The sequence below is a fragment of the Limimaricola hongkongensis DSM 17492 genome (assembly GCF_000600975.2).
Lineage (GTDB): Bacteria > Pseudomonadota > Alphaproteobacteria > Rhodobacterales > Rhodobacteraceae > Limimaricola > Limimaricola hongkongensis.
Window position 1 is genome coordinate 124,498 of the sequence record NZ_KK088653.1, and the last position, 11,989, is coordinate 136,486.

Genomic DNA, 11,989 nt, shown 5'->3' on the forward strand with positions numbered 1-11,989 from the left:
TCCTGTCGTGAGGTCAGATCACCGCCGCCTCGGTCAGCGGCGCGCCCGAGACGACGCGCGCGACCGAAAGCGGCGAGAGGTCGAGGCTTTTCCAGCCCCCGTGGATGACATGCTCGGCGATGCCGCGCCCGACCGCCGGGGCCTGTTGCAGCCCGTGGCCGGAAAAGCCGTTGGCGAAAAGCAGGTTGTCGCAGTCCGGGTGCAGGCCTAGAAGCGCGTTCTGGTCGAGCGCGTTGTAGGCGTAGTGGCCGACCCAATGGTTGCGCAGCCGGATGCGCTCGAAGGCGGGGATACGCTCGGCCAGCGCAGGCCAGACGCGATCCTCCCAGATGGCGTGGTCCATCTCGAAATCGTCCGGGTCGCAGGGGCCGTCGGTCTCGGGCGGGCAGCCCGCCATGTAGAGCGCGCCGTCGGTGCGGTAGTGAATGCCGCAGGGGTCGACTGTGAGCGGCAACCTGCGTGGCAGCTTGTCCTCGGCCTCGAAGATGAAGGTGTAGCGCTTGCGCGGCTCGACCGGGATGGCGATGCCCGCCATCGCCGCCACATGGGCCGCGCGCGGCCCGGCGGCGTTGACGACCTGTCCGCAGGCGATGCGGCTCCCGTCCGACAGCGTGACATGGGTGATGCGCCCGCCCGAGGTCTCGAAGCCGGTGGCCTCGGCGCGCACCTCCTCGACGCCCATCTTCCGGGCGCGGCGGCGAAACTCGGAGAACATGGTGCCGCCGTCGAAGCAGCCCTCCTCGCCGGGGTTGTGGCTGCCCAAGATCACGTCGTCGAAGCGCATGAACGGGAATGCCGCGTGCAGTTGGCCGGGCGAGAGCAGCTTCGTGCCCGCGCCCATGCGCGCCTGCAATGCCTGCGCCGTGCGCAGCCTCTGGGCCGTGGGTTCGTCGCGGGCGAGGTAGAGATAGCCGAAATCGTCGAGATGGATCCCGGGCGCGTCTTCGCCCGCGAAGTCGCGGAAGTTGCGGATGAACTCCAGCCCGAAGCGGCTGATCGCGACGTTGATCTCGGTGCCGAACTGCATGCGGATGCACGAATTGCTATGGCTGGTGGAGGCGAATTCGAAGGAGGGGTCGCGCTCGACCACGAGGATACGACCGTCGAAGGCCGGGTCGCGCGCGAGCCACCACGCCACCGCGCTGCCGATCATCGCGCCGCCGATGATCACCACGTCATATGAGGAATGCGCCGCTGTCATGGGGTGACGCTAGGACGCCCGGAACGCAAAGGAAAGGGGGCGTTCGGCCCCCGTTTCCATCATTGCGGGGTGGCCGGTCTCAGCCCTTGACCGCGCCCTCGGATAGCCCCGAGACGAGATAACGCTGCGCGATCAGGAAGACGACCGTGATCGGCAGGCCCGACAGGATCGCGGCGGCGGCGAAATCACCCCAGAGATACTTGAACTCGTTGAGATAGAGCCGCGAGCCGACGGCGAGCGTCATCTGGTCCTCGGAGCGGATCAGCACGCTGGCGATCGGGTAGTCGTTGATCACCCCGATGAAGGTCAGCACGAAGACCACCGCCATGATCGGCACCGCCAGCGGCAAAAAGATGTAGCGAAAGGTCTGCCACGGGCTGGCGCCATCGATCTCGGCGGCCTTGTCGAGCGCGGTGTCGACGCTGTCGAAATAGCCCTTGATGGTCCAGATATGCAGGGTGATCTGGCTCAGATAGACGAGGATCAGCGCCGCGTGGCTGTTGATGCCGAGCGCCGGGGAGACCTCGCCCAGCGCGTCGAAGATCGCGAAGATGGCGACGAGCGCCAGCGTGGTCGGGAACATCTGGATCAGGAACAGCCCGTCGAGCATCCCCTGCTTGCCGCGAATGCGGATGCGGCTGAAGGCGTAGGCCGAGATGGTCGAGAGCGCGAGCACGCCGACGCTCGCGATCAGCCCGATCTTGATCGAGTTCCACATCCACAAGAGCACCGGGTAGGGCGGGCTGACCACCGTGCCGTCGGCGCGGGTGTAGTCGAGCCCGAAGGCGAGATACCAATGCTCCAGCGTCGGGTTCTCGGGCCAGAGCGACCCGGTGGCGAAGTTGCCCTCCCGAAAGCTGATCGAGACGATCATGAAAAACGGAAACAGGATCAGCGCGAGGAACGCGATCATGAAGCCATGGGCGGCGATCTTCTTGAGGCGCAAATCGCGCGGGCGTTCGACGATCATCGGCCGGACCTCTTGGCTGCGGCGCGGCGCATGGCCACGAAATTGGCATAGGAGATGGCGGCCACGACGAGGAAAATGAGCAGCGTGATCGCCCCCGCGAGGCCGAATTGCTGGCCCGAATCCTGGAATGCGAGCCGGTAGGTGAAGCTCGCCAGGATGTCGGTCTCGCCCGCCGGGATCACCGTGCCGGGAATGTCCGGCCCGCCGCGCGTCAGAAGCAGGATCAGCACGAGGTTATTGAAGTTGAAGGCGAAGGCCGCGATCAGGAGCGGCAGGAAGGGCGGGATGATCTGCGGCAGGGTGATGGTGAAGAACACCCGCAGGCTGGACGCGCCTTCGAGCGCGGCGGCCTTCTTGTGGTCCTGCGGCACGGCCTGAAGAAAGCCCATCGCCAGCAGCATCATGTAGGGGTAGCCCAGCCAGATATTGACGAAGAGGATCATCGTCCGGGCGAGATTGCCGTCGGTGAACCATGAGGGCCGAAGGCCGAACAACGCGTCGAGGATCAGGTTGATCTCGCCGAAATTCTGGTTGAACAGCCCGCGGAACACGAGGATCGAGATGAAGCCCGGCACGGCATAGGGCAGGATCAAGAGAATCCGGTAGAGCGTCTTGAAGCGCAGATGCTCCCACTGGAGGATCACCGCAAGGGTCAGGCCCACGGTGAACACGCCCAGCACCGACAGCCCCGCGAAGGCGAAGGTCCACAGGAAGATCGACAGCATCGGGCCGCGCACGCCCTTGGATTCGAAGATCCGCTCGAAATTGTCGAAGCCGACGCCCACGCGCCAGCCCGGCGGCACGGCCTCGCCATCGGGCGTCTCGAAGAAGCCGGTCTCGTGGTTGGCGATGAGCTTGAGGCCGTCCGATGAGCGGGTCAGCTCGTTTTCGCCGCTGCGCACGAAGTCGGGGGTGACGCTGGCAAAGCTGCGCAGCCCCGCGTTGCGCAGGTCGATTTCGTCGGGGGTGGTGAGCGTCAGGCTCTGCAGCCCGGAGCGCAGCGCGATCGCGTCGCGCGGGGAGAGAAGTTCGAGCGGGACCGCGCCGGGCGCCAGCGTCACGGTCTCTTCCTCGGCGGTGAGCAGCACCGGCTCGGACAGAAGTTCGCTCTCGGGCAGCCAGATGCGATAGCCATCGCCGTCGCGGGCGACCGCGAAGGGCTGTTCCGTGTCGGGATCGACGGTGCCGCGCGAGGTCAGCACCTCGATCGTGCGTTCGTAGGAGAGCAGGTTGAAGGAGGAGTAGTTCGTGAAGCCGAGCCAGATCGTGTAGGCGACCGGAAAGGCGATGAAGACGAGCACGGCGGCCACGCCGGGAAAGATGAACCGCGCGCCGTAAAAGCGGTTGGCGCCGAAGATCACCACGAAGCCGGTGGCCACCGCCAGAAGGATCGCGCCGAAGAGCGGCTGGGCGATCTGGTAGAGGAAGAAGGCGCCGTAGAGCATCGCCATGCCGATCACGGCGACGAGGCCGAGCCGCAGCCACGGGCGCGGTTCGGTAGGCGTGTCGGTCGGGCCGAGGCCCGCATCAACGGTGGTCATGTCGGTGGTCCCCCGGCGCCGCGTCTCCTCACCCGGTGCTCCCCGGCGGCGGGCGGGGAGGGGGCAAGCGGGGCGGCCCCTGCGGGCCGCCCCGGCGATGCTGGTTTACTCGCCCATGATCCGTGCGGCGGCGTCGTCGAGCGCCGCCTTCGGCTCCTGCGCGCCGTTGGTGATGTTGGTCAGCGCGGGCTGCATCGCGGCCCAGAACGCGCCCATCTCGGCGTTGGACGGCATCGGCACGCCATCGGCGGCGACATCGAGCATCGCGCTCACCTTTTCGTCGTCCTGCGCCGCGGCCGCCGAAACGTCCGCCAGCGCACCCAGCGCGCCGCTGTCGTTCCAGGTGGCGAGGCCCTCGTCGGTCAGCAGGTAGCTTTCGACGAATTCCTGCGCGAGATCGAGGTTGGGCGAGGCGGCGTTGAAGGCCAGCGCCTGCACGCCGAGGAAGGGCGGGGCCAGTTCGCCATCGACCTTGGGCAGCGGTGCCACGCCGAACTCGATGCCCGAGCTTTCGAGATTGCCCCAGGCCCAGGGCCCGTTGATGACCATGGCGACCTCGCTATTGTTCATCGCGCCTTCCATGACGCCGTAATCGACGCCCGCGGGCATCACGCCGTCATCGATGAGCGCGGCCAGCACCTCGGCGCCCGCGACCGCGCCGTCGGTGTTCACGCCGGTGGTGGAGCCGTCATAGGAGCCGTCGACCTTCTGGAACGCGTAGCCGCCATTCGCGGCGAGCAGCGGGAAGGTGAAATAGGTGTTGTTGTAGTCCCACAGGATCGGGGAGACGCCCTCGGGCAGCTCCATCGCCGCGATCTCGGAGAAGTCGGCGGGCGGCGTGTCGACGAAGGCCTTGTTGTAGATCAGGTGCACCGCCTCGACCGCGACCGGGTAGCCCCATGTCGCGCCGTCGAAGGTCACGGCCTCCATCGCGGCGGGCAGGACGCCTTCGGCAAAGCTCGCGCCGGGGGTCACGGGGGCGATGATGCCGCCCTTGGACCATTCGCCCAGGCGATCATGCGCGTGCATGATGATGTCGGGTCCGTCGCCGGTGGCGGCGGCCTGCTGGAATTTCTCGGGCAGCGGCTCGACGATGGCGACCTCGACCGGCACGCCGAACTCCTCCTCGAAGCGGGCGCCGACCGCGCGCAGCGCGTCGGGGGCGCGGTTGTCACCGGTCCAGATCAGAAGCTTGCCATCCTCGAAGGCGAGCGCCGGCGCGGCCGACAGCAGCAACAGGGCGGCGGCGCCCAGCGTCTTGGTCTTGATCATGTCATCCTCCCAGATACGTCGCGCCGCCGGCTCCCCCGAACGGCACGATTCGGGGCACGTTACCAAGCGCGCCCGATTTCTCAAAACGTTTTGAATTCTTTTCGTGGCGCCCGAGGTTTTGATTGATTTGTAGTGGAAACGCTGGCAGCTTTGCCTTTGCAAACGCTTTGAACGACCGGGGGAGGGGTCGCGGCATGGCGACTCTCAAGGACATTTCCGTCGAACTTGGCCTTTCGGTCGCCACCGTCAGCCGGGCGCTGAACGGGTTTCCCGAGGTGGGCGCCAAGACGCGCAGCCGGGTGCAGGATGCCGCGGCCCGGCTGGGCTACCGGCCCAACCGTTCGGCGCAGCGGCTGGCGACGGGGCGCTCGGGCGTGGTCGGCATGATCGTCAAGCTGCGCGCCGACATGTCCGCCGACCAGACCTTCTTCGACGTGCTGACCACGCTCACCGCCGAACTGGCGGCGCGCGATCTCGATCTGGTGCTGTCGGTCGACCAGGGCGACGACCCGGTCGCGCCCTATGCGCGGATGCTGGAACGCGACCTGCTCGACGGTTTCGTGCTCAACGCCCCGGCCACGGGCGATCCGCGGCCCGGTTTCCTGATGGCGCGCGGCGTGCCCTTCGTCATGCACGGCCAAGCCGATCCTGCGCCCGGCTACGCGTTTTTCGGCATCGACAACACGGCGGTGAGCGTCGATTCGGTCGGGCTTCTGGCCAGCCTCGGCCATGCGCGGATCGCGCTGATCAACGGCGAGCCGCGCTTTGCCTTCGCCGCCGAGCGCGAGGCGGGGTTCCGCGCCGCCATGACCGCCGAGGCCCGCGCGGTGCCCGCGGCCTTCATCGCCGATGGGCCGCCCACCGAAAGCACCGGTTACACGCTGGCGCTGTCATGGCTGTCGGGCCGGGCCGGGCCGCGCCCCACCGCGATTCTCTGCGCCACCACGCCGGTCGCGGCGGGGGTGCTGCGCGCGGCGCGCGATCTGGGCCTGTCGGTGCCGCGCGATCTGTCGGTGGTGGCGCATGACGACGCGCTGCCCAACATCCGGCCCGCGCATTTCAACCCGGCATTGACCGTCACCCATGCGCCGTTGCGCGATGCCTGCGCGCCGCTGGCCGAAATGCTCATCGATCATTTGAACGGCGCGCCCGCGGCGCGCCTGCAGACCGTGAAACGGGCCGGGCTGATCGTCCGCGCCTCGACCGGACCCGTCCCGAAGGGAGAGGAACACCCATGGCAGATCCCGTGACCAGCAGCGCCCTGCGCGCCCGCGCGCTCAAGAAAAGCTATGGCGGCGTCGAGGTGCTGCATTCGATCGACATCGACATGGCGCAGGGCGAATTTCTCGTCCTCGTCGGCCCGTCGGGCTGTGGCAAGTCGACGCTGCTGAACTGCATTGCCGGGCTCGAGGAGATCTCGGGCGGCGCGCTGGAGATCGGCGGACGCGACGTGACGCATGAACCGCCCAAGGATCGCGACATCGCCATGGTGTTCCAGTCCTACGCGCTCTACCCGACGATGAACGTGGCCGAGAACATCGGCTTCGGCATGAAGGTCCGCAAGATCCCCAAGGCGCAGGCGCAGGCGAAGATCGAGGAGGTGGCCAGGCTTTTGCAGATCGACCACCTGCTCGACCGCAAGCCGAGCCAGCTGTCGGGCGGGCAGCGCCAGCGCGTCGCGATGGGCCGGGCGCTGGTGCGCGACCCCAAGCTGTTCCTGTTCGACGAGCCGCTGTCGAATCTCGACGCCAAGCTGCGGGTCGAGATGCGCGCCGAGATCAAGCGCATCCACAAGACCACCCATGCCAGCATCGTCTACGTCACCCACGACCAGATCGAGGCGATGACGCTGGCGACGAGGATCGTCGTGCTGAAGGGCGGCGTGGTGCAGCAGATCGGCACCCCGCAGGAGATCTACGACACCCCCGCCAACACCTTCGTGGCCGATTTCATGGGCTCGCCGCCGATGAACCTCGTGCCCGCGCGGGTGACCGAAACCGGGCTCGACATCGACGGCACCGCGCTTGCCATGGGGCCGGGCTGGGATGCGGGCGCGCTGCCCGCGCGGGTGCGCTTGGGCATCCGGCCCGAGCATCTGGCCCGGGCCACGGGTGCGCCGGATCTCGTGGTTGCGCCGACGATGATCGAGAACACCGGCGCCGAGGCCTATGTGAACTTCGTGCTCGGCGGCGAGACCATCACCGCCCGTCTGCCGGGGCGGATCGCGGAGGATGCGACCGACCATGTCGATCTCGCGGTGGCGCGCGAGGGGCTGTGCCTGTTCGACATCGAGACCGGCACCCGGATCGCGCGCGCCCCCGCGCTCAGTGAAGCCGCCGCCGGCTGATCCCGGCGCGGCGCAGTCCGAGGCCGAGCGCCTCGGCCAGATGCGCCGCCTCCGCCGCCGCCTCGGCGCGCAAAAAGGCCATGGCGATCATCATCGCCTCTTCGCGGTCGGCCACCGCGCCATGGCCGATCAGCCGCGCGAACCATGCCTCGTCGGCGCCAAGGCAGGCGCATTCGGTGGCGTGGCGCATCAGCGGGCGGCGCCCCGCCGTGCCGCAAAGCCGGGCCAGCGCGTCGAGCGCCCGCGCGGCGGCGCGGGCCGGGCCGGGATCGAGATCCGGGACCAGGCGGGCGGCCACGGCATCGACCCCGGCATCGCACCACAGCCGGAGCAGCCGCACGGCCCGCGCCTCGATCGGATCGAGATCCTCGATGCGGCCCACCGGCGCGCCGCCTGCGGGCGCACGGGGGCGGGACTCGTCGGTCGGAAAGTCATGGGGAAAATCGCGGGGCATGGCGGGCCTCGATGGTCCTGAACGCGTCCGGCTTGCGACGGGGAACCGTCGTGGCTGTCCTATTCCTGACAATTAAAGTCGGCTTTGTCAATCAGCCTTTCAGCAACCGCAGCCCCTGCGTCACGTCGGTCCTGACCGCGAGCCTGAGCCCCGGCTCGTCGCCCGCGCGCAGCGCCGCCAGGATCAGCTTGTGATGATAGGGCGGCTCGGTGCGCCGCAGCCGCCCGTAAAGCGCGCGCATGGTGGGCCCCAGCTGCAGCCAGACCGTTTCGGTCATGGCGAGGATCGCGGGCGCCTGCGCGCGCAGGTACAGCGTGCGGTGAAACTCGAGGTTCATGCGAATATAGCCCGACGCGTCGTGCCGCGCGACCATCTGGCTGACGCCGGCATTGATCGACTCCAGCCGGTCGATCAGCGCAAAATGCGCCCGTGGCAGCGCCCGCGAGGCCAGCTCCGGCTCCAGCATGGCGCGCAAGGATGCCAGCTCCTCGATCCGCTCGTTGGTGAGCGCGGGCGTCGCCACCCGGCCCGAGGAGGAGAGCGACAGCGCGCCTTCGGCCACCAGCCGCCGCACCGCTTCGCGCGCCGGCGTCATCGACACGCCGAACAGCTTGCCGATGCCGCGCAGGGTGAGCGATTCGCCCGGGGCCAGCTCGCCATGCATGATGCGGGTCCGAAGCGCCCGGTAGACCCTGTCATGCGCCGCCCCCGTCGGGTCGGGGCTGCGCGGCGTGGCGGTGGCGGGGGGGATCACGCGGCGGCCTGCGAGGGGGGCGTGAAGTCGATCCGCTGCAGCGCATCACCATGGCGCCGCAGCCAGTCGCGCGCCGCGCGGTGATCGGGGCAGAGCCGCGCGCAGACCGCCCAGAAGGCGGGAGAGTGGTTCATCTCGGCCAGGTGCGCGACCTCGTGCGCGGCGACGTAATCGCCGATTTCGGGCGGCGCCATGACCAGCCGCCACGACAGCATGATGTCGCCGCGCGAGCTGCACGAGCCCCAGCGCGAGCGCGTGTCGCGAAAGCTCAGCCGCGCCACCGGGCGGCCAAGGGCTGCGGCATGGCGGTCCACCGCGAGCGTGAGCCGGTCCCGCGCCCGTGCCTTGAGGAACGCCATGGCGCGGGCCGGTGCGCGGCCCGCATCTCCGGGCAGGAGCAGCGTGTCGCCGGTCAGCCGCGGGCTGCGCACCTGCGCCGCGCACAGCGCGATCTCGCGGCCCAGATAGGGCAGGGTGCCGCCAAGCCGCACCGGATGCGGCGGCGCCACCCGACCCAGATGGCCGCGCACCCAGGCCTCGCGCTCGCGCAAGAAGGCCAGCCCCTCGCGCTCGGGCGTGCGCGTCGGCAAGGTGAGCGTCACCCGCCCGTCGCGATGCGACACCCGCAGCGTGATCCGCCGCGCGCGCTCCGAACGCTTCAGCGCGACCGTCAGGGGCGGATCGCCCGGCAGCACGTGTTCACCCATATCCCGCTCGCTCCCCCGCGCCCAAAGGCTTTGACACCTCGCCGTGCTTATGGCAGGGGAGCGCGATCCGCCGCAAGGCCGAGGCGCGTTCCGCGCCCCCGCCGGCGCGCCCGCCGATCATCGCCGCACGGAACTGGAAGGACAGCCCATGCCGAAGGAAGAATGGGGAACCAAGCGCATCTGCCCGACCACGGGCAAGCGCTTTTACGACCTGAACGCCAACCCGATCGTCAGCCCCTACACGGGTGAGGTCGTGACGCTCGACACCGGCAAGCACCGCACCATGGTGGCGGATGCCGAGGACGCGCAGACCAAGAAGATGAAGAAGGGCTCGGACGAGGACGAAGAGCTGCTGCTCGACGATGACGACGAGGATGACGACGGCGACAACGCCAACCTCGGCGACGACGTGCTCGACGATGACGACGACGACAATGACGACGTGTCTCTCGACGAGCTGGCCGACGTTCCGGCCGAAGACGACGAATAAAACTTTTTCGGCCCGGGCGCGTGTTTTCCGCTTGCACCCGCCCGGCCCCACCCTTAGAGAGCGGCACACGGGCAGCGACGCTGACCGACACGGTGGAAACGCCGGACATGATGGGGCCTTAGCTCAGCTGGGAGAGCGCCTGCATGGCATGCAGGAGGTCAGGGGTTCGATCCCCCTAGGCTCCACCATCACCCTCCTGCCATAAATCCCGGACCTGCGCCGTACCCCCGGTCTGCGCGGCATCTCGCATGGGCATGTGGGCCTGGAGTTCACCGCCTTGCCCTCTGCTACGGCACGCAAGCTGCATCCGACGCAGAATCGGAAGGCGTTGCCATAAGTCAGCACAAGTTGTGAAAGATTGTGGGTTTATTGCCTGGGGTTGTGCGCGCCTATACCCATGGCATGCAAACAACCGAGGGTTTTCAGATGGCCAAGCGCGACGTGTACCAGACATTCGAGGCAACGCCCGCCGAACGAAGCGTCGTGCATCGAATTCATCTTGAAGCCGGGATCAGCTACGATTGGATTGTTGGCAGCGTGACCAGCGGCGACAATGCAAATCCTTATTTGCAGATCATCGACAGCATCACCGGAATCGTGTCCTTCAGAGACTCTAGTGCCTCGAAGGGCTCCTGGTTCCAGTCCACCGGTGGCGCGTTCGACCTGCGGATCGATGTCAGTTCCTATGAGGTTGGCCGCGGCGAAGGATACAGGCTGACATTGGATCGTATGGATGTCGTCCGTGGCGACATCCATACCGATGCCAAGATCCTTGACGGTGAAAGCATCCTCGGGCGGCTCGATAACAAGAGCGACTCCGACATGTATGCCTTGCAGGTCGAGGAAGGGCATACCTATCAGATCGATCTGGACACAAACCTGATCGATTCCATTCAGGATACCTATCTGAGCCTCCTCGATGGCGCAGGCAGCTACATGATGTCGACCGATGAGGATGGCGCGCACCAGCTCACCTACAAGGCCGATGCCGACGAAACCCTTTTCGTCGCGGTGGAAGTGCCGTCAGGCTATGCTTACAACGCATTGGGCGATTTCAGGCTTTCGGTCACCTCGGATGCCGAGAACATCACCGGCACCCGCAAGGGCGATGAACTGCACGGCTCCGAGATCGACAACTACATCCAAGGCTATGACGGCCGCGACACGATCCATGCCGGTGGCGGTGACGACCGGGTCGTCGGTGGCCGTGGCAAGGATGTGCTGCATGGCGGCGAGGGCGAGGACACGCTGGTGCATGTCGGGCGCCACGGCGTTGTCGTCAACATGGAAAAGGGCATCTCGCGCACCAAGGGCATTGCCGATCGCGACAGGTTCGACGGCTTCGAGAATGTCGAAGGCACGCGCGGCAAGGATACGCTGATCGGTTCCGTCGAAGACAATTCTCTTCTCGGGGGGCGGGGCAATGACACGATCAAGGGGCAAGGGGGGAGCGACGTCATCGATGGCGGCCGCGGCAATGACAAGCTGATCGGCGGTCTTGGCTCCGACGAATTCGTGTTCGGCCGGAAATTCGGCAAGGACACGATCAAGGATTTCAACGTGTACGAGGACTTCATCGAGTTTTCGTATCACAAGGAGAGCGAACTCGACGTGTCGCGCAACAAGGGTGACGTGCTTATCGATTTCGGTGGAAGGGATGCCGTAAGAATTCTCGATGCATCGATCGACGAGGTCGAGAACGCCCTGTTCTTCGGTTGAGTTTCAGGGCGGACGTGCACGCCGCGTGACATGGCGCCGTTTTTCTGCGCTCGGCTTCAGGCTGCACTATGCCATGCGATAGGGTAACGGCCGCACAAAGCGGCGGCTGTTCCTCGAATGCGCGCTAGGGCGTGCAAAGCAGCGCCGTTGCAGTTCGTCCGGCAAGAATGGCGGGCCAATCCCTGCTGTTTCCATGCAGGGCTGCGCTTGCAGCCTGATCTGCGGGCGGTCACATCATCAACGCCGGTTGATTGCGACAAATTGGAAGTGTCTGCATCGGCGTAACCGTGCAAAAGGCTGATAAATATTGATGTATTTCGGCAGGCTGCGGTGGTGTGCGATGGAGGCTTGGTAGGGCCAGGCTCCACCATCGTTCTTCTCGATCAAGACACGTCACGGATGACACCGCGGCCCGGCCGCAGGCGGTCCAGATTGCGAATCTCCGCCTGCACCCGGTCGCCATGCGGCGTTGCCCGGCGCGATGTCGCGCATCCGGTGCCAGGCGCCATGAGGGCTTTCCGACGGGCGGTTTCC

General features: G+C 67.0%; 11 protein-coding genes and 1 tRNA gene. 5 read left to right on the forward strand and 7 right to left on the reverse strand.

The features are described 5' to 3' along the window. Positions 1 to 13: 13 nt before the first annotated feature. The 4 genes from LOKHON_RS11120 to malE all read right to left on the reverse strand — a co-directional run bounded on the left by LOKHON_RS11120 (position 14) and on the right by malE (position 4,984). Positions 14 to 1,201, reverse strand: a complete 1,188-nt coding sequence (locus LOKHON_RS11120) for an NAD(P)/FAD-dependent oxidoreductase (RefSeq protein WP_026147561.1) — start codon at positions 1,199 to 1,201, stop codon at positions 14 to 16. A 79-nt stretch (positions 1,202 to 1,280) separates the two neighbouring features. After that, positions 1,281 to 2,171, reverse strand: a complete 891-nt coding sequence (gene malG / locus LOKHON_RS11125) for a maltose ABC transporter permease MalG (protein WP_017929220.1) — start codon at positions 2,169 to 2,171, stop codon at positions 1,281 to 1,283. Further along, positions 2,168 to 3,712: a maltose ABC transporter permease MalF gene (gene malF, locus LOKHON_RS11130; protein ID WP_017929221.1), complete on the reverse strand. Its 1,545-nt coding sequence runs from the start codon at positions 3,710 to 3,712 to the stop codon at positions 2,168 to 2,170. The genes malG and malF overlap by 4 nt, the downstream gene beginning before the upstream one ends. 105 nt (positions 3,713 to 3,817) lie before the next feature. Continuing rightward, complete coding sequence (gene malE, locus LOKHON_RS11135; RefSeq protein WP_017929222.1) at positions 3,818 to 4,984, reverse strand: maltose/maltodextrin ABC transporter substrate-binding protein MalE; 1,167 nt, start codon at positions 4,982 to 4,984, stop codon at positions 3,818 to 3,820. 194 nt (positions 4,985 to 5,178) lie between these two features. On the opposite strand from malE, the gene LOKHON_RS11140 reads away from it, so the two are divergent. Both LOKHON_RS11140 and LOKHON_RS11145 read left to right on the forward strand, forming a co-directional pair. Continuing rightward, the gene (locus tag LOKHON_RS11140; protein ID WP_017929223.1) at positions 5,179 to 6,234 is read left to right on the forward strand and encodes a LacI family DNA-binding transcriptional regulator; all 1,056 of its coding nucleotides are present in this window, start codon (positions 5,179 to 5,181) and stop codon (positions 6,232 to 6,234) included. Further along, a complete protein-coding gene (locus tag LOKHON_RS11145) occupies positions 6,219 to 7,331 on the forward strand; it encodes an ABC transporter ATP-binding protein (RefSeq protein WP_017929224.1) in 1,113 nt (370 codons plus the stop codon). Before LOKHON_RS11140 ends, LOKHON_RS11145 begins: the two co-directional genes overlap by 16 nt. Here the strand turns inward: LOKHON_RS11145 and LOKHON_RS11150 are convergent. The 3 genes from LOKHON_RS11150 to LOKHON_RS11160 form a co-directional block, all read right to left on the reverse strand. After that, a complete protein-coding gene (locus LOKHON_RS11150; RefSeq protein WP_017929225.1) occupies positions 7,309 to 7,785 on the reverse strand; it encodes a hypothetical protein in 477 nt (158 codons plus the stop codon). The two genes, LOKHON_RS11145 and LOKHON_RS11150, sit on opposite strands and share 23 nt — an antisense overlap. A gap of 91 nt (positions 7,786 to 7,876) precedes the next feature. Then, the gene (locus tag LOKHON_RS11155; protein WP_017929226.1) at positions 7,877 to 8,539 is read right to left on the reverse strand and encodes a GntR family transcriptional regulator; all 663 of its coding nucleotides are present in this window, start codon (positions 8,537 to 8,539) and stop codon (positions 7,877 to 7,879) included. Further along, a complete protein-coding gene (locus LOKHON_RS11160) occupies positions 8,536 to 9,246 on the reverse strand; it encodes a M48 family metallopeptidase (RefSeq protein ID WP_017929227.1) in 711 nt (236 codons plus the stop codon). Before LOKHON_RS11160 ends, LOKHON_RS11155 begins: the two co-directional genes overlap by 4 nt. A gap of 148 nt (positions 9,247 to 9,394) precedes the next feature. Between LOKHON_RS11160 and LOKHON_RS11165 the strand changes: the two genes are divergently transcribed. The 3 genes from LOKHON_RS11165 to LOKHON_RS11175 all read left to right on the forward strand — a co-directional run bounded on the left by LOKHON_RS11165 (position 9,395) and on the right by LOKHON_RS11175 (position 11,455). Then, a complete protein-coding gene (locus tag LOKHON_RS11165) occupies positions 9,395 to 9,736 on the forward strand; it encodes a TIGR02300 family protein (protein ID WP_017929228.1) in 342 nt (113 codons plus the stop codon). Between the two features lie 112 nt (positions 9,737 to 9,848). Beyond that, positions 9,849 to 9,924: transfer RNA gene (locus LOKHON_RS11170), tRNA-Ala, on the forward strand. 238 nt (positions 9,925 to 10,162) lie between these two features. Next, positions 10,163 to 11,455: a calcium-binding protein gene (locus LOKHON_RS11175; RefSeq protein ID WP_162561796.1), complete on the forward strand. Its 1,293-nt coding sequence runs from the start codon at positions 10,163 to 10,165 to the stop codon at positions 11,453 to 11,455. Positions 11,456 to 11,989: the final 534 nt, after the last annotated feature.